We start from the raw sequence: 24,040 nt of genomic DNA on the forward strand, positions 1-24,040 counted from the left end.
TCCTGGTTGAAGTTAAAACACACGCACAAAAATCAAGATTCATCGCGCAGCCAATGGACTGCGCCGGAATGGGTGACCGCCCCTTGGTGGCTGGGACGAACGGTCAAAGCATACTTCTCCAGCAAGCCGCCGCGTGGCGGCACTGCGACAGCGGGCAGCTGGGCCAAGCGTTGGGCCACTTCGGCGTCGCTCAGCTGCACGGCAATGCTGCGCGACTCGGGGCGGGCGTCGATGGTGATCATGTCGCCATCGCGCAGCGCGGCAATCGGCCCTCGGTCTGCCGCTTCGGGGCCGGCATAGCCGATGCACAGACCCCGCGTTGCGCCAGAAAACCGCCCATCGGTGAGCAACGCCACCTTGTCACCCATGCCCTGCCCGTAGAGCAAAGCAGTGATGCCCAGCATCTCGCGCATGCCCGGGCTGCCTTTGGGGCCTTCGTTGCGGATCACCAGCACATCGCCCGGCTGGTAGCGCATGGCCTGCACCGCGGCCTGGGCTTGCTCTTCAGATTCAAACACCCGCGCCGGGCCCCGGTGCACCAAGGTCTTGAGCCCGGCGGTCTTGAGCAAAGCACCGTCGGGGCACAGATTGCCCTTGAGCACGGCGAGACCCCCGTCCAAAGACAAAGCTTGCTCCACCGAGCGCACCACCTGGCCATCGGGCGCATTGGCCGTGGAGAGTTCCTGCGCCAGCGTGCGGCCGGTGTAGGTCAGCACATCGCCATGCAGATGGCCCGTGCGCAGCAACTCACGCAGCACCACGCCTGCGCCACCGATGTAAAACATGTCGCGTGCCAGGTATTGGCCACCGGGCCGCAAGTCGGCAATCAGCGGCGTGCGGGCAAAGACCTCGGCCACATCGTCCAGATGAAAGCGGATGCCCGCCTCGTGGGCGATCGCCGGGATGTGCAAGGCCGCATTGGTGGAGCCGCCCGTGGCGGAGACCACGGCGCAAGCGTTTTCGAGTGCTTGGCGCGTGACGATGTCGCGCGGCAGGGGCGCGTCGCCCATCACCGCCGCCATCAGGTTTTTGGCAGCGCGGCGCAAAAGCGGCGCACGTTCGCTGAAGACCGCAGGCACCATGCTGGAGCCGATGGGCGCCAGGCCCAGCGCCTCAGACACCATGCCCATGGTGTTGGCGGTGAATTGGCCAGCGCACGCGCCCGCCGTGGGCAGGCAGGCGCGGCTGATGGCATCCAGCTCGTCTTGCGTGGCGTCTCCGGCCAACACCTTGCCAATGGTTTCGTAGGTGTCGACCACGTTCAGGTCGCGGCCCCGAACACCAGGAACATCGCCGGGCATTTGCCCTGGCAGGGCTGAGCCGCCGTGCACAAAAACGCTGGGCACATTGCAGCGCACCATGCCCATCATCAAGCCCGGCAGGTTCTTGTCGCAAGCACCGATGCCAAAGATGCCGTCCCACTGGTGGCCGCGCACCGAGGCCTCCACGCTGTCGGCGATCAACTCGCGCGAGATCAGCGAAAAGCGCATGCCCGAATGCGCCATGGTCAGGCCATCCGACACCGAGACCACCGGGCACTCGTGGGGCGTGCCGCCCGCGGCATAAATGCCGGTTTTGGCGTGCTGGGCCTGATCGCGCAGGTTGAGGTTGCAGGGGCTCATATCGCCGCCCGTGTGGAACACGCCCACATGCGGGCGAGCGATGTCTTCCTCATCCTGTCCCAGCGCATGCAAAAAGCTGCGCGTGGTGGCGCGGATCGTGCCTTCGTAGATCGTGGCCGAGCGGAATTTGCGGGGCGGTTGGTCGGTGCTCATGTCAGCCTCAGTAGGTCTGACCAGGGTTGGCCGCAGGCACGACCACTTGCTTGAAATGCGCCGCCAAATCGGCGGTTTGGCGCATCAGGATTTGCGTGTCCAGACCCACTGCCACGAACACCGCACCCAGCTGCAGGTACTGCGCGGCCAGTTGCCGGTCGGGCGTGAGGATGCCGGGGGCCTTGCCTGCTTTGAGGATGCGGGCAATCGCATCGGCAATCGCCGCCTGCACATCGGGGTGCGCCGCGTTGCCCACATGGCCCATGCTGGCCGACAGGTCAGCAGGGCCGATGAACACACCATCGACGCCCGGGGTCGCGGCGATCGCGTCGAGGTTCTTCAGCGCTTCGAGCGACTCGACTTGCACCAGCAAGCACACCTCTTCGTTGGCGCGCTGGAAGTAGTCGGTGTAATGGCCCCAGCGCGAGGCACGGGCGCCTGCCATGCCACGCACACCGCCCTGGCCATCGTTTTGCGGGTAGCGCATGGCCTGAACCAGCTGGGCCGCCTGCTCGGGCGTGTCGACCATGGGCACCAGGATGTTCTGCGCGCCCAGGTCCAAGTACTGCTTGATGAGCGCCGTTTCACCCACGGGCACGCGGCACACCGCATGGCTGTCCGGGTAGGCGGCAAGCGTCTTGAGCTGGGCGATGATGCTGCTCAGGTTGTTGGGTGAATGTTCGCCGTCGATGACCAGCCAGTCGAAGCCGGCCAGCGCACAAATTTCGGCGCTGTAGTCACTGGCCAGGCCCATCCACAGGCCGATTTGGGGCTGTTTGTTTTGAAGGGCTTGTTTAAATAAGTTGACAGGGGTGTTCATGGCGAAGTTCCTCTCGTTAAAGGCCAAACGGCTCACAGGATGGTGGGGCCGGGGTGGCGGCTCGGGCGATATGGCAAAGCGAAGCGCCTCTGAGCTCGGGCCGCCACCCCGGCCCCAGCAGCCTCCCGCTATCGCAAGACGAAGCCACTGCAGACGCATCCAACGGCTCAAACAAACCGGAACTCCAACTTGCCCAGCGGCCCGTAGTCGGCGTCAAACACATCGCCCACCTTGGCGGGCGCGGGTTTGGTGAACGAGCCGGCCAGAACGATTTCGCCTGCCTGCAAGTGCTCGCCCCAGGGCGCGAGTTTGTTGGCCAGCCAGGCGATGCCCACTGCCGGATGACCTTGAACGCCCGCTGCCAAGCCGGTCTCCTCAACCACGCCGTTTTGGCGCAGCACCGCACCGCACCAGGGCAGGTCGGTGGTCAGCGGGTCGACCCGCTTGGCACCCAGCACGATGCCCGCATTCGCCGCGTTGTCGCTGATGGTGTCAAACACTTTGCGCATGACCTTGGTGTGGCGGTCGAACTGTTCGATGCGCGAGTCGATGATCTCGATGGCAGGGGTCACGTATTCGGTGGCGTCCAGCACCTGCTGCACCGTCACGTTCGGACCGCGCAGTTCTTTTTTGAGGATGAAAGCCAGCTCCACTTCGACACGCGGCGCGATGAAATGCTTGTGCGGGATGTCCAGCACCTGGCCCGGCGTGCAGGTGTACAGCATGTCGTCCAGCAGCGTGCCGTAGTCCGGCTCGTCGATCTGACTGGAGACCTGCATGGCGCGGCTGGTCAAACCAATCTTGTGACCGATCATGGTGCGCCCTTCGGCGAACTTGATCTGCATCCAGGCGCGGTTGATGCGGTAACCATCTTCGATGGTCATGCCCGGGTAGCGCTTGGAAAAGTGCTCGATCTGCACCCGGGATTTTTCGGCCTGGTTGAGCTCTTGGGCAAGCTGCTGGATCAATGCGTCGTCAAACATGGTGTTCCTGTAGGAGCGGCGCCCTCGCCGCGATGGTTTCTGTGGTGTTGGAGGGGTCATCGCCGCGAGGGCGCGGCTCCCACATCAAGTCAGGGCCAATCAAGTTTTGTTGAACAGCGGATGGATATTGCTGTGCTTGGCGTCAAACACCTCAGGCCCCACGTCGATCTGCAGCGTGATGCCGATGTGCCGCTGCGCCATGACCGGGGCGAAGAAAGCCTTGGCCACTTCAATCAGGGTCTGCCCGGCGCGTTGTTGCACAGCCTCGCTGCGGCCCCGGCCCATGCGCACGTTCAGGTAGACAAAGGCGTAGTCGCCCGAACCCCCATGAGGGTTTTGATCATGCAGCCCTGCAGCTTTGCCAGCCGCGCCGCCATCGGCCACGGCGTAATGCGGCGCAGGATAAGCCAGCACACGGGTGCCGCCCGTCGGAAAGACCTGCTTGCCTTCGTCATCTTTGACGGTGAGCATGGCGTCCGCCATCTGGCGGCACAGGGTCGTCATGTTGACTTCAGCGTCGAGCTGGCCGGTGTAGAGGATCACGAGGTGGGGCATGGTTTTTTTCCTTTTACTTCCAGCTTTTTTTCAAAATTTGAATCAAAGACGAATCCAAAGGCTTGATATTTAGAGTTTGTCCGTTTGAGCTGATATGCCAGCATTGCCGATCTTGATCTTCAATGTATTGATCAAACTTCAGCGTGGAAGTTGTGTCTGTAAGCTTTATTTGTCTGTGCAAAATATTGACGTTTTGCCATCGTCGTATGACATGCGCCTGTGCATTTACCAATCTTTCAATTCCCTTAATGTTGTCAACGAGCTTCTTGCATTCGGTGACAATTTTTTTGCTTGTAAAGGTCAATCCTATTGGCACCAAAACACAAAAGCCTATTGCATAGGTTCCGATCCAGTGATGCGCTTTCAAGACCAGCAGAGCAGTTCCAGCATAAATCCCTAAGCGCTGCAACTTCATGATTCGCCGCAATTGCTTAACGATTTCTGATACAGCCCAAGCCTTGCTGAAAAAGAGGCATGAATTGGTGATTTTTGGTTGTAACGATGACATTGACCACCCTTACAGCCGGGTGCTCACAGCTGTGTAACCCATCGCGCTGCTGGCCTGCGCCGCCGGAATGTGCTGGCCTTTTTGCGGCGTCACTTCAAAAATCGCGTTGAGCTGGCCGGTGCCACTGGCCCCGAAATACGGGGTCACCATGTCCACCGCGCCGTCATAGTCCGTCCAACCCAGAGCACCCATCAGCATGGCGGTGTCGTGCATGAAGCCCTCGCCGTGGCCTTTGCTGGCGTATTCGGGCAGCATTTCGCAAAAGGCTTTCCACTCGCGCTGGTCCCACATGCGCAGCACCTGCTCGTCGAGTTTTTCGAGGAAGGGGCTCCAAATTTTGTGGGCAAACTCGGGCGCGAGGCCGTTTTGCGCAAAACGGTGGCTCAGGCTGCCACTGGCCAAAAACGCCACCTTGCCGTCGTAATGCTTTTCCACCGCCTCGCGCATGGCCCAACCCAGACGGGCGCTGTCAGCCAAATAGTGCGAGGTGCACAGCGCCGAGACCGAGATCACCTTGAAGTGCTGGTCGGCGTTCATGTAACGCAGCGGCACCAGCGTGCCGTATTCGGGCTGCAAAGTGGTGGCGTCGTGCGCCAGGGTTTCCACCCCGTAATCGTTGGCCACTTGGGCCAGCAAGTGCCCGAGTGCTGGGTTGCCCGGCGACTCGAAGGTCATGTTGCTGATGAAGTGCGGCAGTTCGTTGCTGGTGTACACACCCTTGAAGTGCGGCCCACAGTTGATGTGGTAACCGGCATTGACCAGCCAGTGCGTGTCAAACACCACCAGCGTGTCCACGCCCATGGCGCGGCATCGGCGGCTGATTTCCTTGTGGCCGTCGATGGCGCTTTGGCGCGTGCCAAAACGGGGGCCGGGAATTTCACTCAGGTACATGCTGGGCACATGGGTGATTTTGGCGGCGAGGGCGAGTTGTCCCATGGGGTGTCCTGTTGATGCGTGTGTGGGTTCAGGGGCAGATCAGTTCAATGCCCGGAAAGTAGCTGCGGTAGCGCCCCGCATCGCGGGTGAGCAATTGATAGCCCTCGGCTTGGGCATGTGCGCCGATGAAAAAGTCGGGCAGGACGCCGGTTTTGGTGCCGCCGCGTTGGCGGTACTGACGAAAAGCCTGACCGGCCAGCTTTGCTGCAGGTCGGGACAGCTCTGCCAAGCTGATGCCCAGTGTGTCCAAAAAAGTATCCAGATGCGCAGGCTCTCCAGGGTGCCCAGCCAGCTCGGCATAGACCACCATGTTGGTGCCCAGTTTTCCGGCTTTGGCGCTGCGCAGTTGTTGCAAAGACCAGGGCATCCAGATCGGGTCGGCCTTGTAGATGTCGAGCAGGACGTTGGTGTCGACCAGGATCATGGCTTGTTCCAATCCTCGCCACGCGTGATGGCCATCCATTCGTCTGTGCTTGGGCCATCCTTGACGATGCCAATGAATTGACGGATCGGGTCATCTGGCGCGAGAAACGACAAGTCGGGCTCGGGCGTTGTACGCGGATGGGTTGGCGATTTGGCCGCCACCAAATACTCGGCGAGGGCTTCTTGCACGACTTGCGACTTGCTCAGCTTGCGCGCAGCGCAATACTGGGTCAGTTCACGTTCAACGGTTTCAGGCAGGCGGACAGACAACATGGCTCACTCCTTGTCATACACATTCGAAATGGATGTATGACATCAAGTATGACAGATGACGGGAAATTGTCATACACCCCAATGCGGGATGTGGTGACCGCCCAAGGACACCGCCACGTTTTTGGGTTCGCAAAACACTTCGTAACTCCAGGTGCCGCCTTCGCGGCCCGTGCCGCTGGCCTTGGTGCCGCCAAAGGGTTGGCGCAGATCGCGCACGTTCTGGCTGTTGACGAAGCACATGCCCGCTTCCACAGCTGCCGCCACGCGGTGGGCCTTGCCCAGGTTCTCGGTCCAAACGTAGCTGGAGAGGCCGTATTCGATGTCGTTGGCTTTTTCAATCGCGTCGGCTTCGTCTCTGAAGGGAATCAAGCAGGCCACGGGGCCGAAGATTTCTTCTTGGGCGATGCGCATGCGGTTGTCGACATCGGCAAACACCGTAGGCCAAACGAAGTTGCCGTGCTTCACATGCGCGGGCAGGTCTGCGGCGTAGCCGGGCTGGTCCAGACCGCCGCACAGCAGGGTCGCGCCTTCTTTGGGGCCGAGTTCGATGTAGCTGCGCACCTTGGCCAAGTGGGCCTTGGAGATCATCGGGCCGACGATGGTTTTGTCATCGAGCGGGTCGCCCACGGTGATGCGTTTGGCACGCTCGGCAAACTTGGCCGCAAAGTCGGCGTAGATGCTTTGCTGCACCAGGATGCGGCTGCCTGCGGTGCAGCGCTCGCCGTTGTTGCTGAAGATCATGAAGATGGCGGCGTCAAGAGCGCGGTCGAGGTCAGCGTCTTCAAAGATCACGAAGGGGCTCTTGCCGCCAAGCTCCATGCTGAACTTCTTGAGGCCCGCGCTTTGCACGATGCGGTTACCCGTGACGGTGGAGCCGGTGAAGCTGATGGCGCGAACATCGCGGTGCGAGACCAGCGGTTCGCCCGCTTCCTTGCCGTAGCCGTGCACCAGGTTGAGCACGCCAGCGGGCACGCCCGCTTCCAGCGCCAGCTCGCCCAATCGGGCAGCGGTCATGGGTGAGAGCTCGCTCATCTTGAGCACGGCGGTGTTGCCAAAAGCCAGGCAAGGCGCGACCTTCCAGGTGGCGGTCATGAAGGGCACGTTCCACGGGCTGATGAGGGCGCACACGCCCACCGGGTGGAACAGGGTGTAGTTCAGGTGTGTGGGCGTGGGGTAGGTGTGGCCGTCCACGCGGGTGCACATCTCGGCAAAGTAGTGGAAGTTGTCGGCCGCACGCGGCACCAGCTGCTTGCCGGTCTGGCTGATGGTTTGGCCGCAGTCTTTCGTTTCGGTCTCCGAGATTTCAGGCACATGTTTCGTGATCAGGTCGCCCAACTTGCGCATGATCTTGGCGCGCTCGGTGGCAGGCGTGGCGGCCCACTTGGGGAAGGCGGCTTTGGCGGCGGCGACAGCGGCCTTGACTTCCGCTTCGCCGCCCGAGGCGACTTCGGCCAGTACCTCTTGCGTGGCGGGGTTGATGGTTTCGAAGTAGTCGCTGCCTGCGACGCTCTTGCCGTTGATCAGGTGATCGATTTTCATGTCGGGTATTCCTCGGTTTTTTGTGGGAGCGACGCCCTCGTCGCGATCGGTGAAGCACTCAGCTTGCAAATGCCTCATCGCGACGGGGGCGTCGCTCCTACAGATTCAGGTCATGATGAAACGATGGTGTTGGTCAATGCGCCGAGGCCTTCGATCTCGGTGACGATCACGTCCCCGGGTTGGCAGTCGACGATGCCGTCGGGCGTGCCGGTCAGGATCAGGTCGCCGGGGTTCAGCGTCATGAAGCTGCTGAAGTATTCGATGAGGGTCGGTACGTCGAAAATCATGTCGGTGGTGCTGCCGCTTTGCGTGACTTGGCCGTTGACAGTAGTTTGCAATTTCAAAGCCATGGGATTAGGCACATCCGCCGCGTCGACGAGCCAAGGGCCGATCGGCGTGCAGGTGTCACGGTTTTTCACGCGCAGGTTGGGGCGGTACCAGTTTTCCAGGTAGTCGCGGATGGCGTAGTCGTTGGCCACGGTGTAGCCGGCGATGTAATCGTAGGCATCGGCTTTCTTCACACGGCGGGCGGTGCGGCCCACCACCACGGCCAGCTCGCACTCGTAATGCATGTACTTCACGTCAGCGGGGCGCTTCGTGAAGGCCTTGTGCCCGATCAGCGAGGCTTCGCCCTTCATGAAGGCCAGCGGTTCTTCGGGGGCTTTGAATGCCAGTTCTTTGGCGTGGTCGGCATAGTTCAAGCCCAACGCGATCACGGTGCGCGCTTGTGGCACGGGTGCGAGCGGTGGCAGCCAGACGACCTCGTCAAAACCCACGCGCCGGCCCTTGTGCGGGCCTTGGGTGATGAGCAATTCGCCGTCAAACTCGACCGCATGCTGGATGGCGCCCGACCAGGCGATGCGTGCGTGTTTCATGCCTGGCCTTTCACGTGGATGAGGACTGTGGTGAACCCAGGCGCAGCAATTTCCACACAGTCACCTGCACGCGCGCGGGGGCGCGTGCCATCGTCCAGACAGTCGGTGCCCACCATGAGGACATCGCCAGGCTGCAGCGTCATGAATTCGCACACATCGGCTAGCAATTGTTCAACGCTGCGCACCAGTGTGCCCAGCTGCACTTCTTGCACCTCCACGCCATTGACGCGCACCGACAAGCTCAGTCCATCCATGCTGATTTGAGACCAAGGCACAGGCTGCCCCAAGCCCATGTAGCCATCGCGGCAGCGAAACTTGCTGGGGGGTCGGTAATAGCTGTCATGCGGAACAGACCAGTCATTGATCAGCACCGCAGATTCGGGCTGGCCATCAGGCCCCATCACCAGACCCACCGTGGCCCCAACGTCCACTTCTGTGATGTCGTCTTGCAATTCCAGCGCATCCGAGGGGTTGAAGGTGTTGGCGGTCTTGATGTAGAGCACAGGCGCTTTGGGTGGCGCTTTGTGAGGGTCTTGCGTCATTCGCGGCGCCCACACATTCCACTCGCGCTGAAAGTTCAGTAAAGTGCCGTACACCGTGCCAGCAGGTTGCCAGCGGCAGGGCTTGTTCATGTGTTCATTCCTCTGTGTCATCTGTTGGATTGAATGTGCCATCGCCTTCCAGCGCAATGACCTCGTCCAATAAGCCATACAAGGCCAACAAGGCCTCTTTGCCCAGTTGCGCCTCCATCCAGTCGTAATGCGCCTCAATGGTTTGCGACAAGGCATTGACTTTCTCCAGCCCCAATTCAGTTGCCCGAACGACTGAGCGCCGGGCGTCTTGGGGGCAGCGGCTGCGCTCGATCAAGCCATCGCGCTCCATGCGGGTGAGCACACCGGTCAGGCTGGGGCCGAGCAAATAGGCTTCACGCGCCACCCGGCCGGTTTCAATGCCTGCCGACTCGCTGGCGTGTTCGCCCAACACGCGCAACACCCGCCACTGCTGGTCAGACAGGCTGTGCTGTCGCAAGCTGGGGCGTGTATGCGCCATGACCGCTTCGCGTGCTTGCAACAGCAAGCGCGGCAAGTTGCGGTGGGTGAATGTCTTGGGTTGGCTCATTTATTTAACATGTTAAATGATTGTTTCCCATCCTATGAATCGGGTTTACCCTGATCTTCATGAATTCGACAGTACTTGTATCGCTGTTGAATTTGAATTTTCATTGTTGCTATTGAATATTTAGGTACTATTTTTAGGGTATTGACTATTAAAATTAAAAATCCAGCGCAGCCCCTTATCAGAACGCTGCCGGCATCTCAAGAAAACCCGGCTTGTGCACACATGAAAAATCTCAGCATCAAACTTCAACTGTCGTTGAGCGCCATCGCCATGGGTATTGTTTTATTGCTGGCGCAATTGGGGTTGCAGTTTTATGTCTTGCGCGGCGACATCGTGCAGCGCATCGAAAAGCATGAGTTCAGGCAGCTGACTGACTTTGTTCGGAATCTGGATGAAAAGTTGCAAGACAGCAAAGACATGCTGGCCAGTGTGGGGCTCAATGTCCCCGCAGAGGACATGCACGACCTCAGCAAACTGGAACTTCTCCTGCAGCGCGAACATGCCTTGCTCAACGTCTATGACGACCTCTATATCTTTGATGCCCAAGGCGTCTTGCTGGTGGATTGGCCGATCAAGCCCGGCAGACGCGCCTTGGACATGTCCTCCCGAGACTACATTCAGGGCGTGATCAAGACTCAGCAGCCTGTGATCTCCAAGCCCATATTGGGCAAAGCCACACAACAGCCCATTGTGGTTGTGGCGGTTCCCATCCTGGATCATCAAAAGCGGCTGGTGGGCATCATGGGCGGTGTCTTGAATCTCTACAAACCCAATTTGTTGGGTGACATTGCCAACCGTAAAAATGGTGAAACAGGCTATTACTACCTGGTCACCCAGGACCGGGTACGCATCGCCCATCCAGACACCCGACTGATCTTGACCACCGTCCCGGAAGGCAGCACCAATCTCCCTTTTGAGGCGGCGATGAAAGGATTTGAAGGCACGCAAGAAGGCATGACCACGCGTGGATTGCAAGGCCTGTTCACCTTCAAGCGTCTGCAGACCACCGACTGGATCGTGGCCTCGGTGATCCCCTCAGCCGAGGCATTTGCCCCCATTGGGGATCTGTACCAAAAAATGGTCCTGATCACGCTGCTGCTTTTGCTGACCATCGTGCCTTTGATGTGGGGCTTTGTCTCGAAACTGATCCGACCTCTGGGCAAATTGGCGCAAGCCATGCACGACACGGCCGTGCAAATGCGCGACGGACAGCCTACGGCCCAGATCGCGGCCATTGGTGGCCAGGAAATTTCAACGGTGGTCCATGCATTCAATGAGTTTGTCGAAGCACGTATCCATGCCGAGACGGAACTCTCGCTGGCCCGCGATGCGGCACAAACAGCCAATGCCTCCAAAAGCCATTTCCTGGCCAACATGAGCCATGAGATCCGCACCCCCATGAACGGCATCCTGGGCATGACCGAGTTGTGCCTGCAAACGCGCATGACCACAGAGCAGCGCAGTTATCTTGACATGGTGTCGGCATCGGCCCATTCATTGGTGGCCGTGATCAATGACATCCTGGACTTTTCCAAGATCGAAGCCAAAAAACTGCATCTGGATCCGCATGAATTTTCCTTGCACAGCCTGATTCGGCAGTCCACGCGCACCTTGTCATTGCGCGCCACAGAAAAGGAGCTCGAATTGGTTTGCGACATGGCGCCCGATGTGCCCGATCTGGTGGTGGGCGATCCTTTGCGGCTTCAGCAAGTCATCACCAACTTGCTGGGCAACGCGATCAAATTCACAGCCCATGGGGAGGTCATGCTCACGGTCACCCGCATGGCCCCACCAGACAACAGCCCAGGCTTGTGGCTGTCCTTTGACATCAAGGACACAGGCATCGGTATCTCTGCAGACAAACAAGCTTTGATTTTTGATGTCTTTACCCAAGCCGACTCCAGCACGGCACGGCGTTTTGGCGGATCGGGTCTGGGCTTGGCCATCAGTCGAAGTTTGATCCAGATGATGGGCGGTGACATCTGTGTAAGCAGCCAATTGGGCAAGGGCAGCACCTTCAGCTTCAGCATCGAATTGCAATCGGCCAGCAGCACGACTTTGTTGTTGCCCCCGTTGCGCTCATCCTTGAAGGGACGCATTGCCCTGGTGGTGGACGACAACGCCAGCAGCCGCAGCATTTTGAGTCGGAGACTGGAATGCGCCGGTTTGCATGCCGTCGCCAGCGACAATGCAGCGCACGCCTTGCATTCCCCACAATTGGCCCAAGCCAGCTACGTGCTGATAGATGTCAATATGCCCGACATAGACGGCTACGCTTTGGCATCCCAACTGAGGCAACTGCGCTCTCCTGCACAACTCATCCTGATCATGCTGGGCGCGTTGAGTGAGCAGATCAGCCATGAAGAACTTGACCGACTGGGCATTCAAAGCTTCCTGGTCAAGCCTGTGGACCCCCACGAATTGATCGCTGTTCTCAATGGCTTGGACTCATCCAGCGCCTGCGCAGCCGCATCTGACTGCGACACGCCACCACCAGCACAGCCAAGCACTACGCTTAGGGTATTGCTGGTGGAAGACACGCCCATCAACCAAACACTGGAAACCATCTTGCTCAATCGGATGGGCTTTGAGGTCACCATCGCCAACAACGGCATCGAAGCTGTCGAAGCCTTTACGAGAGGCAACTTTGACCTCATCCTCATGGACATTCAGATGCCTGAGATGGGGGGCATTGAAGCCACACAGTTGATTCGTGGACTTGAAAACACACACCGGCAACCTCCTACACCCATCGTGGCTGTGACCGCCAATGCCCTCAAAGGTGATCGCGAGAAATACCTCGAATCGGGCATGGATGGCTATGTGTCCAAACCGATTTCATCCGAGGCACTGAAAACAGAAATCCAGAAATTGCTGCCGACATTTGCCAAAGTGTCTTAAGTTCAACGTCACGCCCAAAGAAAAAAGCCGCTTGATGAAGCGGCTTTTTTCATGGAGCTCCGAAGATCAGTAGCTGCTGCGGCTGTCGCGGTAACCGCTGCCGTAACCGGTGCTGGGCTCTTTGGGCTTGGAGATGTTCACCACGATGGCACGGCCACCGACAGACATACCGTTGAGGCCTTGAATGGCCGCTTCAGCTTCTTCGCTGCTGGACATTTCGACAAAGCCAAAGCCTTTGGAGCGGCCGCTGTCGCGATCCATCATGACCTTGGCCGATTTGACACCACCAAAAGCGGAGAAGTTCTCGCGCAAGTTGGCATCGTCGATGGTGTAAGGCAAGTTGCCCACGTAAATTTTGCTGCTCATGGTAGAGCCTTTCAGAGAGAGGGCGCACAGGCTTGAAAAATTCAGCACTGTGGCGCGGGAGAAGCGGCTTCCCAAAAGGAAGCCGCAGAGATAGAGGGCGAAAACCCGAAAAAGTGATGCAGCTTCGCGGTTGACTGCATCGGGTAGACCTGAACTATATTTCCAATTTGAATTATTGTCAATTCATATATGTCCAAATGTTTTATTGACCACTGGTCATGCAACCAGTACTCGCGGCACAATCTGGCCCCATGGCCAAAGACAAATCGATTTACACCTGCACCGAATGCGGCGGCACCAGCGCCCGCTGGATGGGCAAATGCCCCAGCTGCAACGCCTGGAACACCCTGATCGAGAGCGCGGCCGAAGCTGCCAGTGGTGGCAAAAACCGCCTGGGCTCGGCGCAATACCAAGCCTTGGCCCCCTCCAGTGAAGTGCTGCCCCTGTCGCAGATCGAAGCGGCCGACTTTGACCGCCACCCCACCGGCATCGACGAACTTGACCGGGTGCTGGGCGGCGGCATGGTCGAAGGCGGGGTCGTGCTGATCGGCGGCGATCCGGGCATCGGCAAATCGACCTTGCTGTTGCAGGCCGTGGACGCCTTGCAGCGCAGCGGCATGAACACCCTGTATGTGACGGGCGAAGAAAGCGGCGCCCAAGTGGCCATGCGCTCACGCCGTCTGGGCCTGCCCGACTCGCAAGTGCCCGTGCTGCCCGAGATCCAGCTTGAAAAGATCCTGCACACCCTGCAGTCCCGCCAGCCCAACATCGCCATCATCGACTCGATCCAGACGGTGTACTCGGACCAGCTAACTTCGGCACCCGGCTCTGTGGCGCAGGTGCGCGAGTGCGCGGCGCACCTGACCCGCACCGCCAAAGCCACCGGCACCACCATCGTGCTGGTCGGCCATGTGACCAAGGAGGGAGCGCTCGCCGGCCCGCGCGTGCTGGAGCACATGGTGGACACGGTGCTCTACTTTGAAGGCGACACGCATTCGAACTTTCGCCTGATCCGCGCCATCAAGAACCGCTTTGGGGCCGTGAACGAAATTGGCGTGTTCGCCATGACCGAAAAAGGCCTCAAGGGCGTGAGCAACCCGAGCGCCATCTTCTTGAGCCAGCACAGCGAGCCGGTGCCCGGCAGCTGCGTCATGGTCACACTCGAAGGCACGCGCCCCATGCTGGTCGAGATCCAGGCCTTGGTGGACTCCGGCGGCCCAAGTCCCCGACGCCTGTCGGTGGGTCTGGAACGCGACCGCCTGGCCATGCTGTTGGCTGTGCTGCACCGGCACGCGGGCGTGGCCTGCATGGACCAGGACGTGTTTGTGAACGCGGTGGGCGGTGTGCACATTCGGGAGCCCGCCGCCGACCTGGCGGTGATGCTGGCCATCACCAGCAGCCTGCGCGGCAAGCCGCTGCCCAAGGGCTTCATCGCCTTTGGCGAAGTGGGCCTGGCGGGTGAAGTGCGCCCCGCGCCACGCGGTCAGGAGCGCCTGAAGGAAGCGGCCAAACTCGGCTTCAAGACCGCCGTGGTGCCCAAGGCCAACATGCCCAAAAAAGGCGACAAGGCCTTTGAGGGCCTGACGGTGTACCCGGTCGAGCGCATCGAAGAGGCGATGCAGGTGGTGCGGGGGCTGAATTAAGACTTGCGTCGCAAATATCGGATTGCTTCCAGAAAAATTCGATCCTGAAACATTTGATATTTGTATCGACGCATTTCACTCAAAAATCTGAATCTCAAAGTTTGAAAGCGGTGGCGTAAGGGAAATTTCTCACCCGTTTTTCCGATCACCGAGTCGAATGCGCCTGTTGTCACAGGAAATGGATGGACGCCACGAATGCGAATACCCATTGCCCAGACTTGGCTAAATGCGTGATCGAGGGGCAGTCGCATCGGTAGCATGTGGTGCAAAAAGGCTTTGGCAGCTTTACGATTGATCAGGTAGGCAACAGCTCCTGTTTGCTTACCCCAATAGCCCACGATATTTCGACGTCCTGACAAGCGAGCAACAGGCAAAGCAACCATCCGTCGATTGCCATACAACAGGGTTAAATCACCCTGAGCGGGTGAAGACAGTACCTGTTGCAAGACTTCTAACAAATCGGTGGGGAGCAATGCATCATCTTCCAAAATCAGGCAATATTTTTCATCTGTCTGCAAGAACCGTTTGATGGCATTCATGTGGCTGAGATAACAACCTACTTCATTCGCAACGGGTCGTTTCCCGTGCATTCGTGCGTAACCCGTTGCATCGAAATCTAATTGTGAGCAAAGATCCAAACCCCGCCCATCAACAGCAGGATGTCGTTCATAAGCTAAGCCAATTTTTTGGAGATTATCTGCGATGCGGTTCATTCGATCCGGACTTCGGTCCAGATTGATAACGTAACACGCGCATGAAAATTCAGTCATTAAACTCAATCTCCAACTCATCAGGGGCACACCAGAAAGCTTCGTGACAAACCATTGGCCAAATTGCAGCAGGTCGATATTTCATGACTGAAGGCGTGCGCTTATGTTGACTGGCATAAATCATCACCAGTTCAAGCTTCTTCGCCCAAGTTATTGGCCAAGCTTGGCGAATCATTCCACGTCCCCATTGAGATCGGAAACGCTTGATTGCATGGATTCTTGCTACCGGGTCGTGTGCGTAAGGCAGATCCTCATAAAAGCCCAATCGGAAAGCAGATCGTAAAAATTCACGATGTTGCCAAATGATCTGATGCACAGCATGGTGGTTAACATGACGTCCGATCGCCATGGGTGTCATGAGCCAAGGACGCTTGCCATGAGAGCCACGTAATTGTTGTAATTTCTCCAAAACCGTGATAGTCATCGCTTCAATATCATGGGGTAAGCCCGAAAGATCATTTGGGCGCCGGCCAAGAAGTCCCGGTTCTGCCCCCTCCAACTGGCATCTACCCATTGCGCATCTGTCGGCGAAAATTTGATCTTCTTGGTCTCGTACTTGGGCGACTTGACTCTCGCTGGTTATGACATGAGAGCCTGCATCTGTATTTGGGATGTGTATCGAACGATTGAATACATTGACAAGAACACCTGCGCGCCAGGTCGTCAGCATGCCACCCAATGAAAAGCAGCCATCATCAAAATGAGGCGAAAGAACCAAAACACCTTCGGCGGCCATTGATTTGAGTTGACCATGCGTAAGCAGATGTGTCATGAATTTTTCAACTTTCAGCTAAATGGTCAAGCGAACTTATGGTTAGATTAAATTTCAAAATCTCAAGTTAAGCCGATCAACTTAGCATCAAAGACCTTAAAACTTGCCAACGTATTGAGCCATAACTGCAAAGAAACTTGCCCAATTGAGTTAAATAAATTTAATACGAAACCATGCTTTCATGGCGTAAATGCAACGGCGGCAATCATTCCCTATACGCCAGCCTAGAGTTGGCAAGCGTTTGTACCAAACAAATTTAAGCCGATTATTGGCTGGGCTTTCGATCGTTGATTGAACAACTTGATCATGAACACAAGGTGTAGGCAACACCGCACGTATCTTCAACGCCCAATGCCACCCACGATCAAATTCGTGATCATACGGGATTCGCATTGGCAATAGGCCTTGAACATAGATCTGTGCAGCCCGTTTGTTGACGATGTATGCGCTAGCTCCCGTATATCGACTCATCATCACGGTTAATTCATGCTGATCTGTCAACTTGCCCAAGGACAAAGGATGCCCCCGATGAATGCCTGATAGCTTGACCATATCCCAATCCAAAGAGCGCTTGTCCAGTGCGATCAGGACATCTGGCAGATCATCTTGCAGCAATACATCGTCTTCAAGTATCACCGCATATTGAGCTTCGCTGGACAGTAGTCGTTCAAGAGCTCGAGCATGAGACAAATAACAGCCTATTTCGCCCGCAAGGGCTGTCTTGCCATGCCTGATTGCAAACGTCTTGTTATCAAACAGTGAAGGATCAGCCATATCAAGTTGCTGCCCGTCCGACGCAAGCAATCGTTCCCATGGTAGTCCTAAACGATCTAGCTGAAGCTTGATTTTTTCAAGGCGCTGTGGCGCCCGATCCAAATTGATGACCAAAATCAGGAATTTTTCTAAATACATGACAGTTATTATCAGCAACTACGATTTCTGTCAGCACATCTTTACCAATGAATTACAAAAACCTCTTGGCCCCCTTGGCCATCGTAATCCTCACCATCGGCGCCTGGCGCACCATGGGCTGGCAGGGCATCGCCCTGGCCGCTGGCGGTGTGGTGATGTGGATTCTTTTGCACTTCACGCGGCTCATGACCATCCTCAAAAAAGCGGCCAACCGCCCAGTGGGTCATGTGGGTAGCGCGGTCATGCTCAATGCCAAGCTCAAAAAAGGCGTCACGCTCATGCATGTGATCGCCATGACCCGCTCGCTGGGCCAGTTGCAAAGCCCCAAGGACGAGCAGCCCGAAATCTTCACCTGGACGGACGCGGGCGAATCCTGCGTCACCTGCACCTTTGAGGGGGGCAAGCTGACCGAATGGCAGCTGCAGCGGCCCGCTGCGCAGGTCGACGCTAAACCGCAGGCCTGAGCTCAACGACACTGTTGCCGTTGCTCCCGAAGGCGGCTGGCGCAAGCCGTAAAATGGCCGTTTAACAGGCTGCAAAACCCACCACTATCAAGGACACTTCGATGAGCGTTGTCATCCCCTCCATGTCTGACCGCGACGGCAAAATCTGGATGGACGGCCAGATGGTCGATTGGCGCGATGCCAAGATCCATGTGCTGAGCCACACCCTGCACTACGGCTGCGGGGCCTTCGAGGGCGTGCGCGCCTACAAAACCGAGCAAGGCACAGCCATCTTCCGCCTTCAGGAACACACCGACCGCCTGTTCAACAGCGCCAAGATCCTGCGCATGGCGATCCCCTTCACCAAAGAACAGGTCAACGAGGCCCAGCGTGCTGTGGTGCGCGAGAACCAGCTCGAAAGCGGCTACATCCGCCCCTTGACCTGGATCGGCGACAAGAAATTGGGCGTCAGCCCTAAGGGCAACACCATCCATCTGATGGTCGCAGCCTGGACATGGGGCGCGTACCTGGGCGAAGAAGGCATGAAGCGCGGCATCCGCGTCAAGACCAGCAGCTACACCCGCCACCACGTCAACATCACCATGACGCAAGCCAAGGCGGTGAGCAACTACACCAACTCCATCTTGGCCAACATGGAAGTGACCGACGAAGGCTATGACGAAGCCCTGTTGCTCGACACCTCGGGCTTTGTGTCCGAAGGCGCTGGCGAAAACATCTTCGTGGTCAAGGACGGCGTGATCTACACGCCCGACCTGTCGGCCGGTGCCTTGAACGGCATCACCCGCAACACTGTGTTCCACATCGCCAAGGACCTGGGCCTGGAGATCGTGCAAAAGCGCATCACCCGCGACGAGGTGTACATCGCCGACGAAGCGTTCTTCACCGGCACCGCCGCCGAGGTGACCCCGATCCGTGAACTTGACCGCATTGAACTCGGCACGGGCAGCCGTGGCCCGGTCACTGAGAAAATCCAGAGCGCGTTCTTTGACATCGTCAACGGCCGCAACCCCAAGTACGCCCATTGGCTGACATTGGTTTGAGGAAACACACATGAGCAACACCGTTGAACTGCTGGCCGCCGACCTGAATCCCCAAGGCGGCGTGTTCTGCCCCAGCCCCAAGACTGACATGAAACTCTGGAACAGCCACCCCAAGGTCTACCTGGACGTGGCCAAGACTGGCGAAGCCAAGTGCCCTTATTGCGGCACGGTTTACCAGCTCAAGGCAGGTGAGCACTTTGGTGGCGCGCACTGAAGTCGATTTAATGCATCCCTCAGCCCGTGAAGTCGTTCGTCCCCAAAAAAATTGGGCTTGGGTCGTTTTTGCGCTGATGGGGGTGTTGATTGGGGCGAGTTTTTGGGGGTTGGGCTTCGCTCGGGGCTCTGACGCAGCCAAAACAACCCTTTGGTGGTTCACATTGACAGCCAGTTCACTGGTCTTGGCGCGAGCCCACTCGCCCAAATTGACCCGTTGGACCTGGATGCTGATGACCACTTTTTTCGTGTTGGACTGTGCTTCACAAGGCGTTATCAGAGGATTTTTTGGTGTTTCACCGCAGCCCAATGTGTTGGCGGAGGCCTTGGCCAACACCAATACGGCTGAAGCATCAGGTTTTGTCATGGAGCAACGCTGGCCCATTTTCAAAGGACTGGCGTGGGCGATCTGCCTGATGCTCTTGGGGTGGCAAGGACGAAAAGTTTGGGCAGAGGCGCCCAAGCGCCCATACAGTCGTCCAGCATTTTGGGGCATGGCAGCATTGATGACGTTCACCGTGCTGCTTCATTTCAACCCCAGCATGCTCGGGGCACAACCTTTTCTAAGATGGGGCGTGTTGTTTTCAAGTCATGCAGAGGCCCAAAAGGAAATTCAAGCGTTTGAAAACCAGCGAAAGGCACTGTGGCGCCAGCATGCAGCATGGGATGCGCATCTTGTTGATCAGCGACCGCACACTGTCGTTGTATTCATTGGTGAAAGTGATAACCGATTGAACTGGCATTTGTTGGGTTATCCGCGCGATACGACGCAACCTTTGCAAGAAGCGTTTGAAAAACTCCCCGGTCAGGTCACCTTATTTTCCAATGCCACGTCCCAGCAGGCGTTCACTTTGCCTTCGCTTAAATTGGCGCTGACCCCAGCAACAAGTGAACAACCGGACCTCTGGAAAACCACCCCAGACATCACTTTTATGGCCAAAGAAGCTGGCTTTTACACACGCTGGCTCTCCAATCAGCCCAGCAATGATGGTTGGTTCGCCGCAATTGCTCGTGACGCTGACGAGAAGGTGTTTATCAACAACGGCAACTGGCGTGATAGCTCCTCCGTCGATCGCGATTTGGTCAAACCTCTTCGCAAGATGCTGAGCCAAGCAGCGCGGCCTTACGAATTGATTGTGATTCATCTGTTAGGTCAGCACTTCCACTATGAACTGCGCTGCCCCAAAGGCATTGGCCCCTTCTCTGGTGTGGATGACGATCCTGTCATGCAAGACATGAAGAGAGCCGGTCGAAAGGACAGCATTCGTCAATCGCGAAATGAATACGACAACGCGGTTTACTGCGGAGCTCAGGCCAATGCAGAGATGCTGCAAGCGATTAGTGAGTTGCGAAATGATCGCAAAATTTCGGTGCTTTATTTTTCTGATCACGGTCAAGAGGTCGGACACAACCGAAATTTTTCTGGCCACAGCGAGCAAGACGCGAGTGGATACTCGATTCCAATGTGGTTATGGAATTATCAGCCCGGTCAAAAACCCCAAAAAATTCATATCGAAACCAAAAAATTCCCTTTGGAATATGCCGACCAAGCCATGCAACATTTGCTTGGAATTCATTCGAAATGGTATGAAAAAAAGTCAGATCCCTTGTCTGCTGCCTTCAACGCGGAAGCAGCACACTGAGTGCCGGTTCAGACCTGCAATTTGACCTGATCGGCAGGGAAGAAGGCTCAAGTTAGCGTTGTGCGAGGTTCTGGCCAGTGAATCCAACCCGTCACAATAAAAGAGCTTCCTCCTCCTGAGCGATCTTCGCAATGCACAGAAGCGCCGTGACGTCGTGCAATCGACTTGACCAAGGCCAACCCCAAGCCAACACCGCCATTGCGCTCGCTGGCACCAGGCAATCTGAAAAACGGTTCAAAAATTCGCTCACGCCACTGCTCGGGAACGCCTGGTCCTCGGTCACACACCTTGAAGAAAATCTGATCGTTTTCAAGGCGCAAGGAGACAACGATGTCGTCAGATTGCTCTCCTGAGACACCATAGCGCCGTGCGTTCTCGAGCAAATTCCGCACCAGGCGCCGCAGCAGCTTGCCGACACCTTGAACCTCTAGCGCGGGCATGCCTTCCGGCACATCCAACAATGCACCCACGCGGGCGCACTCTTCGGCACACAAACCCACCAAATCCACCGACTCCACGGATCCCATGTCGGCATCTTTGGCATCCAGTCGACTGGCCAGCAGAATTTCATCAATGAGCTGATCCAGCTCAGTCATATTCAGCAAAATTTCGTCGCGGTTGCGCTGACGCATGGCCGTATCGGAGGTCGGGGCCTCCATCAGTTCCAGCCCCATGCGGATGCGTGCCAAGGGTGAGCGCAGCTCGTGCGAGGCATTGGCCAGCAAGGATTTTTGCGAAGCCATCAGGCCCTCAATGCGTTCAGCCGCTTGATTGAACCGTTGGGACAAATCAGCCACTTCGTCATCCCCTTGCACCGGCACCCGCACTGTCAGGTCCCCTTCACCCCAGCGCTGGACGCCGCGTTGCAAATCCTCTAGACGCTGGGTCAAGCGGCGCACGACCGGGTAAAGAACCAGTGCGACGGCCACGCCAATGAGCGTCAGCAACCACACAAAGCCATACGGGGGTTTGGTCCACCAAGGCGGGTCGTTGCGCATGTGGACTGGACTGCCGGGGCCCATCCTCTGCCCCGAACCGGCACTGGGCCAATCGCCTTTGCGCTGCATTTGCAGGGGCATTTTTGTGCCGTCTGGCAGCGCAATTTCAAACAAGAGCGGCACCCCGGGGCGGGGGCGCACGGTGGTGCTGGCGAGCACCTCGCCCTGTGCATTCAAGACCACCCATTCACGAGGCGTGGGCTGCGCCGTGTTGTGTTCTACCGAAACACGCCATGCCCAGCCGACCCCGCCCATGAGCAGTGCAACGCCCAAGACCACCGACAACCAGATGCGCAGATAAAGGTGCCTGGACCAGGATCGGGCCAACGTTTTGAGTGACATGGCTTCAATCTTGCTGACGTGCAAACACATAACCCACACCGCGCACGGTCAGGATGCGTTGCGGTGATTTGGCGTCTGCCTCAATGGCCGCGCGAATGCGCCCCATGTGCACGTCAATGGATCGGTCAAAGGCCTCCAACTCGCGGCCCCGTACGGCTTCCATAATTTGGTCGCGCGTCAACACGCGCCCGGCACGCTCAGCCAGGGCCACCAGCAAATCAAACTGGTAAGACGTCAATTCGCACACTTGCCCTTTGACACTCACACGGCGTGCATCGCGATCGATTTCCAACGCACCAAATTGCATGACATGTCCGCCAGTCAACGCCTCAGGGCCTTTGCGGCGCAAGATGGCCTTGATGCGTGCCAGCAATTCTCGGGGCTCAAAAGGTTTGGGCAGGTAGTCATCAGCGCCCATTTCAAGCCCAATGATGCGGTCCATCGGGTCGCCCTTGGCGGTGAGCATGAGAACGGGCACCTGGCCCAAGGCGCCAGGCAAGGCGCGGATGCGTTGGCACACCTGCAAACCATCCATATCGGGCAGCATCAGGTCAAGGATGACCAAGTCCACAGCCGCCGATTGCAGCTTGGCCAAACCACTTTGGGCATCGGGTGCATGACTGACTTGGTAACCCGAGGCACCCAGGTAATCCGACACCATGCCCGCCAAGCGGGCATCATCTTCGATCATCAGGAGTTGTTGCATGACATCATCTTCGCAGTTGTGCACTGGCTTGAGATATCCGCTCTGTAAATTTGGGTAAACCCCCTTGTGCGGATAAAAAACTCAAGCTGCTCCGCTGGACCGGGCATGCACCCGTGACGCCAACGCCACCAGCAACAGCACAGGCACGCCCAACCAGGCCGTGGCCGTGAAAAACTGGGCATACCCGTGTGCGTTGACAAAATCACCCGAGAAACCGGCCACAAACTTGGGCAAGAGCAGCATCATGGAGCTGAGCAAGGCGTATTGGGTGGCCGAATAAGTGATGTTGGTCAGCGATGACAAGTAGGCGATGAAGGCGGCCGATGCGATGCCGCTGGCCAGGTTATCGGCAGACACCACCCAGATTAAGGCCGTCACGTCATGCCCCACGCCGCTGAGCCAGGCAAACAGAACATTGCTGGCCGCGCTCAAGATGGCGCCCAGCATGAGAATGCGCATCACACCAAAGCGGCCAGACAGCACGCCCCCGACAAACGCCCCTACCAGCGTCATGACCACGCCGTACACCTTGGTGACCGCAGCCACCTCATCTTTGGTGAAGCCCATGTCGACATAAAACGGATTGGCCATGATGCCCATGACCACATCGCTGATGCGGTAGACCGCGATCAACCCCAGCACCAACAAGGCCTGCCAGCGGTAACGGCGCCAGAAATCGGCAAAAGGTTCGACCAGCGCGCCTTGCAACCACTCACGCAGGTTGCGCGCAGGGGTCATGGGGGCAGGCTCAGGCTCAGGTGCACTGATGACCATGAGCATGCCGGGCAGCATGCTGGCCGCCATCACCAGGTAGGCGGTTTGCCATGCGGCCTGCACATAACCCGTGCTGTCAAGACCTTGCGCCCGTGCTGCAATCCACAGCACCCCTGCGCCAGCCCAGATCATGGCCAAACGGTAGCCGGTCTGGTAACTGGCTGCCAAAGCAGCTTGAGCGTTCACCTCGGCCGACTCGATGCGGTAGGCATCCAGTGCAATGTCCTGCGTTGCCGACGCAAATGCCACGGCCAAGGCACAACCCACCAGTGGACCCAGCACCTGCGATGGGTCGTTCACCGCCATGCCAACAAGCCCGCCCACGATGGTCATTTGCGACAGCAACAACCAACTGCGTCGCCGCCCCAGGTAACGCGTGAGCCATGGAATGGGCATGCGGTCCACCAGAGGCGCCCACATCCATTTGAAGCCATAGGCCAAGCCCACCCAGCTCAGGTAACCGATGGTGCTGCGGTCAATGCCTGCCTCACGCAAGCGGAAACTCAGCGTGCCCAAAACCAGCAAGAGAGGCAAGCCCGCAGCAAAGCCCAGCATGAGCATGCGCAAACTTGCCGGTTGCAGGTAAAGACGCCAGGCCTCACGCCAGCTGCGCTGGGAAGGCAATAAAGAAGAGGTGGATACGGACATGCCTGGATTATCAGGCTCTGCACTCGCCAGGCTTTTCGTTAT

25 protein-coding genes are annotated in these 24,040 nt (G+C 57.7%); 6 read left to right on the plus strand and 19 right to left on the minus strand.

Features of this window, described 5'->3' with window-relative positions; genetic code table 11:
- Positions 1-32 precede the first annotated feature (32 nt).
- The 12 genes from ilvD to hpaR all read right to left on the minus strand — a co-directional run bounded on the left by ilvD (position 33) and on the right by hpaR (position 9,806).
- The gene (gene ilvD / locus B9Z51_RS11525; RefSeq protein WP_108374648.1) at positions 33-1,775 is read right to left on the minus strand and encodes a dihydroxy-acid dehydratase; all 1,743 of its coding nucleotides are present in this window, start codon (positions 1,773-1,775) and stop codon (positions 33-35) included.
- 7 nt (positions 1,776-1,782) lie between these two features.
- Positions 1,783-2,595 carry an aldolase/citrate lyase family protein gene (locus tag B9Z51_RS11530; RefSeq protein WP_108374650.1) on the minus strand — a complete coding sequence of 271 codons (813 nt, stop codon included), beginning with the start codon at positions 2,593-2,595 and terminating at the stop codon, positions 1,783-1,785.
- A 167-nt stretch (positions 2,596-2,762) separates the two neighbouring features.
- Positions 2,763-3,578, minus strand: a complete 816-nt coding sequence (gene hpaH, locus B9Z51_RS11535) for a 2-oxo-hept-4-ene-1,7-dioate hydratase (RefSeq protein WP_108374652.1) — start codon at positions 3,576-3,578, stop codon at positions 2,763-2,765.
- Between the two features lie 99 nt (positions 3,579-3,677).
- Positions 3,678-4,133: a 5-carboxymethyl-2-hydroxymuconate Delta-isomerase gene (locus B9Z51_RS11540; protein WP_108374654.1), complete on the minus strand. Its 456-nt coding sequence runs from the start codon at positions 4,131-4,133 to the stop codon at positions 3,678-3,680.
- Positions 4,134-4,146: 13 nt separating this feature from the next.
- Positions 4,147-4,641 carry a hypothetical protein gene (locus tag B9Z51_RS11545; RefSeq protein ID WP_146187750.1) on the minus strand — a complete coding sequence of 165 codons (495 nt, stop codon included), beginning with the start codon at positions 4,639-4,641 and terminating at the stop codon, positions 4,147-4,149.
- Positions 4,642-4,650: 9 nt separating this feature from the next.
- Complete coding sequence (hpaD, locus tag B9Z51_RS11550; RefSeq protein WP_108374658.1) at positions 4,651-5,577, minus strand: 3,4-dihydroxyphenylacetate 2,3-dioxygenase; 927 nt, start codon at positions 5,575-5,577, stop codon at positions 4,651-4,653.
- A gap of 28 nt (positions 5,578-5,605) precedes the next feature.
- Complete coding sequence (locus tag B9Z51_RS11555; protein WP_108374660.1) at positions 5,606-6,001, minus strand: type II toxin-antitoxin system VapC family toxin; 396 nt, start codon at positions 5,999-6,001, stop codon at positions 5,606-5,608.
- Entirely contained in the window at positions 5,998-6,273 is a 276-nt protein-coding gene (locus B9Z51_RS11560; protein ID WP_108374662.1) for a ribbon-helix-helix protein, CopG family, read from the minus strand. Before B9Z51_RS11560 ends, B9Z51_RS11555 begins: the two co-directional genes overlap by 4 nt.
- Before the next feature lie 69 nt (positions 6,274-6,342).
- Positions 6,343-7,812, minus strand: a complete 1,470-nt coding sequence (hpaE, locus tag B9Z51_RS11565; protein WP_108375019.1) for a 5-carboxymethyl-2-hydroxymuconate semialdehyde dehydrogenase — start codon at positions 7,810-7,812, stop codon at positions 6,343-6,345.
- A 110-nt stretch (positions 7,813-7,922) separates the two neighbouring features.
- A complete protein-coding gene (locus tag B9Z51_RS11570) occupies positions 7,923-8,687 on the minus strand; it encodes a fumarylacetoacetate hydrolase family protein (RefSeq protein WP_108374664.1) in 765 nt (254 codons plus the stop codon).
- On the minus strand, positions 8,684-9,319 hold the full coding sequence (locus B9Z51_RS11575) for a fumarylacetoacetate hydrolase family protein (RefSeq protein WP_108374666.1): 636 nt from the start codon (positions 9,317-9,319) through the stop codon (positions 8,684-8,686). The genes B9Z51_RS11570 and B9Z51_RS11575 overlap by 4 nt, the downstream gene beginning before the upstream one ends.
- A 4-nt stretch (positions 9,320-9,323) precedes the next feature.
- Positions 9,324-9,806, minus strand: coding sequence for a homoprotocatechuate degradation operon regulator HpaR (gene hpaR / locus B9Z51_RS11580; protein ID WP_108374668.1), 483 nt, complete (start codon positions 9,804-9,806; stop codon positions 9,324-9,326).
- Positions 9,807-10,028: 222 nt separating this feature from the next.
- Between hpaR and B9Z51_RS11585 the strand changes: the two genes are divergently transcribed.
- Positions 10,029-12,707, plus strand: coding sequence for a response regulator (locus tag B9Z51_RS11585; protein ID WP_108374670.1), 2,679 nt, complete (start codon positions 10,029-10,031; stop codon positions 12,705-12,707).
- A gap of 66 nt (positions 12,708-12,773) precedes the next feature.
- On the opposite strand, the gene B9Z51_RS11590 is transcribed toward B9Z51_RS11585, so the two are convergent.
- On the minus strand, positions 12,774-13,073 hold the full coding sequence (locus B9Z51_RS11590; RefSeq protein WP_108374672.1) for an RNA-binding protein: 300 nt from the start codon (positions 13,071-13,073) through the stop codon (positions 12,774-12,776).
- A gap of 251 nt (positions 13,074-13,324) precedes the next feature.
- On the opposite strand from B9Z51_RS11590, the gene radA reads away from it, so the two are divergent.
- Positions 13,325-14,716: a DNA repair protein RadA gene (gene radA / locus B9Z51_RS11595; RefSeq protein WP_108375021.1), complete on the plus strand. Its 1,392-nt coding sequence runs from the start codon at positions 13,325-13,327 to the stop codon at positions 14,714-14,716.
- Here radA and B9Z51_RS11600 read toward each other — a convergent pair.
- The 3 genes from B9Z51_RS11600 to B9Z51_RS11610 form a co-directional block, all read right to left on the minus strand.
- On the minus strand, positions 14,713-15,507 hold the full coding sequence (locus tag B9Z51_RS11600; protein WP_108374674.1) for a glycosyltransferase family 25 protein: 795 nt from the start codon (positions 15,505-15,507) through the stop codon (positions 14,713-14,715). The two genes, radA and B9Z51_RS11600, sit on opposite strands and share 4 nt — an antisense overlap.
- Positions 15,479-16,258 (minus strand): PIG-L family deacetylase, encoded by a 780-nt coding sequence (locus B9Z51_RS11605; protein ID WP_108374676.1) that lies wholly within the window; start codon positions 16,256-16,258, stop codon positions 15,479-15,481. Before B9Z51_RS11605 ends, B9Z51_RS11600 begins: the two co-directional genes overlap by 29 nt.
- 150 nt (positions 16,259-16,408) lie before the next feature.
- On the minus strand, positions 16,409-17,170 hold the full coding sequence (locus B9Z51_RS11610; RefSeq protein WP_146187751.1) for a glycosyltransferase family 25 protein: 762 nt from the start codon (positions 17,168-17,170) through the stop codon (positions 16,409-16,411).
- Between the two features lie 47 nt (positions 17,171-17,217).
- On the opposite strand from B9Z51_RS11610, the gene B9Z51_RS11615 reads away from it, so the two are divergent.
- The 4 genes from B9Z51_RS11615 to B9Z51_RS11630 all read left to right on the plus strand — a co-directional run bounded on the left by B9Z51_RS11615 (position 17,218) and on the right by B9Z51_RS11630 (position 20,530).
- Positions 17,218-17,634, plus strand: coding sequence for a glycerate kinase (locus B9Z51_RS11615; protein ID WP_108374680.1), 417 nt, complete (start codon positions 17,218-17,220; stop codon positions 17,632-17,634).
- A gap of 101 nt (positions 17,635-17,735) precedes the next feature.
- A complete protein-coding gene (locus tag B9Z51_RS11620) occupies positions 17,736-18,674 on the plus strand; it encodes a branched-chain amino acid transaminase (protein ID WP_108374682.1) in 939 nt (312 codons plus the stop codon).
- A gap of 10 nt (positions 18,675-18,684) precedes the next feature.
- On the plus strand, positions 18,685-18,888 hold the full coding sequence (locus B9Z51_RS11625) for a zinc-finger domain-containing protein (RefSeq protein WP_108374684.1): 204 nt from the start codon (positions 18,685-18,687) through the stop codon (positions 18,886-18,888).
- Complete coding sequence (locus tag B9Z51_RS11630; RefSeq protein ID WP_146187752.1) at positions 18,875-20,530, plus strand: phosphoethanolamine transferase; 1,656 nt, start codon at positions 18,875-18,877, stop codon at positions 20,528-20,530. The genes B9Z51_RS11625 and B9Z51_RS11630 overlap by 14 nt, the downstream gene beginning before the upstream one ends.
- 47 nt (positions 20,531-20,577) lie before the next feature.
- Here B9Z51_RS11630 and B9Z51_RS11635 read toward each other — a convergent pair whose 3' ends face one another.
- The 3 genes from B9Z51_RS11635 to B9Z51_RS11645 form a co-directional block, all read right to left on the minus strand.
- Positions 20,578-21,870 carry a HAMP domain-containing sensor histidine kinase gene (locus B9Z51_RS11635; protein ID WP_108375023.1) on the minus strand — a complete coding sequence of 431 codons (1,293 nt, stop codon included), beginning with the start codon at positions 21,868-21,870 and terminating at the stop codon, positions 20,578-20,580.
- Positions 21,871-21,874: 4 nt separating this feature from the next.
- Positions 21,875-22,576 (minus strand): response regulator, encoded by a 702-nt coding sequence (locus tag B9Z51_RS11640; RefSeq protein WP_108375025.1) that lies wholly within the window; start codon positions 22,574-22,576, stop codon positions 21,875-21,877.
- Between the two features lie 81 nt (positions 22,577-22,657).
- Positions 22,658-23,998: an MFS transporter gene (locus tag B9Z51_RS11645; RefSeq protein WP_199227507.1), complete on the minus strand. Its 1,341-nt coding sequence runs from the start codon at positions 23,996-23,998 to the stop codon at positions 22,658-22,660.
- Positions 23,999-24,040 lie beyond the last annotated feature (42 nt).

This window comes from Limnohabitans sp. T6-5 (assembly GCF_003063315.1).
In the GTDB taxonomy this organism is placed as follows: Bacteria; Pseudomonadota; Gammaproteobacteria; order Burkholderiales; family Burkholderiaceae_C; genus Limnohabitans_A.

Excerpts from the sequence above, each read along its gene's own strand:
- B9Z51_RS11605 (WP_108374676.1), bottom strand. The coding sequence starts at position 16,258 with ATGACACATCTGCTTACGCATGGTCAACTCAAATCAATGGCCGCCGAA.
- B9Z51_RS11545 (WP_146187750.1), bottom strand. The coding sequence starts at position 4,641 with ATGTCATCGTTACAACCAAAAATCACCAATTCATGCCTCTTTTTCAGC.
- B9Z51_RS11575 (WP_108374666.1), bottom strand. The coding sequence starts at position 9,319 with ATGAACAAGCCCTGCCGCTGGCAACCTGCTGGCACGGTGTACGGCACT.
- B9Z51_RS11625 (WP_108374684.1), top strand. The coding sequence starts at position 18,685 with ATGAGCAACACCGTTGAACTGCTGGCCGCCGACCTGAATCCCCAAGGC.
- B9Z51_RS11645 (WP_199227507.1), bottom strand. The coding sequence starts at position 23,998 with ATGTCCGTATCCACCTCTTCTTTATTGCCTTCCCAGCGCAGCTGGCGT.
- B9Z51_RS11560 (WP_108374662.1), bottom strand. The coding sequence starts at position 6,273 with ATGTTGTCTGTCCGCCTGCCTGAAACCGTTGAACGTGAACTGACCCAG.
- B9Z51_RS11570 (WP_108374664.1), bottom strand. The coding sequence starts at position 8,687 with ATGAAACACGCACGCATCGCCTGGTCGGGCGCCATCCAGCATGCGGTC.
- hpaE (WP_108375019.1), bottom strand. The coding sequence starts at position 7,812 with ATGAAAATCGATCACCTGATCAACGGCAAGAGCGTCGCAGGCAGCGAC.
- hpaH (WP_108374652.1), bottom strand. The coding sequence starts at position 3,578 with ATGTTTGACGACGCATTGATCCAGCAGCTTGCCCAAGAGCTCAACCAG.
- B9Z51_RS11540 (WP_108374654.1), bottom strand. The coding sequence starts at position 4,133 with ATGCCCCACCTCGTGATCCTCTACACCGGCCAGCTCGACGCTGAAGTC.
- B9Z51_RS11640 (WP_108375025.1), bottom strand. The coding sequence starts at position 22,576 with ATGCAACAACTCCTGATGATCGAAGATGATGCCCGCTTGGCGGGCATG.
- B9Z51_RS11530 (WP_108374650.1), bottom strand. The coding sequence starts at position 2,595 with ATGAACACCCCTGTCAACTTATTTAAACAAGCCCTTCAAAACAAACAG.
- hpaR (WP_108374668.1), bottom strand. The coding sequence starts at position 9,806 with ATGAGCCAACCCAAGACATTCACCCACCGCAACTTGCCGCGCTTGCTG.
- B9Z51_RS11600 (WP_108374674.1), bottom strand. The coding sequence starts at position 15,507 with ATGAGTTGGAGATTGAGTTTAATGACTGAATTTTCATGCGCGTGTTAC.
- B9Z51_RS11610 (WP_146187751.1), bottom strand. The coding sequence starts at position 17,170 with ATGTATTTAGAAAAATTCCTGATTTTGGTCATCAATTTGGATCGGGCG.
- hpaD (WP_108374658.1), bottom strand. The coding sequence starts at position 5,577 with ATGGGACAACTCGCCCTCGCCGCCAAAATCACCCATGTGCCCAGCATG.
- radA (WP_108375021.1), top strand. The coding sequence starts at position 13,325 with ATGGCCAAAGACAAATCGATTTACACCTGCACCGAATGCGGCGGCACC.
- B9Z51_RS11585 (WP_108374670.1), top strand. The coding sequence starts at position 10,029 with ATGAAAAATCTCAGCATCAAACTTCAACTGTCGTTGAGCGCCATCGCC.
- B9Z51_RS11635 (WP_108375023.1), bottom strand. The coding sequence starts at position 21,870 with ATGTCACTCAAAACGTTGGCCCGATCCTGGTCCAGGCACCTTTATCTG.
- B9Z51_RS11615 (WP_108374680.1), top strand. The coding sequence starts at position 17,218 with ATGAATTACAAAAACCTCTTGGCCCCCTTGGCCATCGTAATCCTCACC.
- B9Z51_RS11620 (WP_108374682.1), top strand. The coding sequence starts at position 17,736 with ATGAGCGTTGTCATCCCCTCCATGTCTGACCGCGACGGCAAAATCTGG.
- ilvD (WP_108374648.1), bottom strand. The coding sequence starts at position 1,775 with ATGAGCACCGACCAACCGCCCCGCAAATTCCGCTCGGCCACGATCTAC.
- B9Z51_RS11555 (WP_108374660.1), bottom strand. The coding sequence starts at position 6,001 with ATGATCCTGGTCGACACCAACGTCCTGCTCGACATCTACAAGGCCGAC.
- B9Z51_RS11590 (WP_108374672.1), bottom strand. The coding sequence starts at position 13,073 with ATGAGCAGCAAAATTTACGTGGGCAACTTGCCTTACACCATCGACGAT.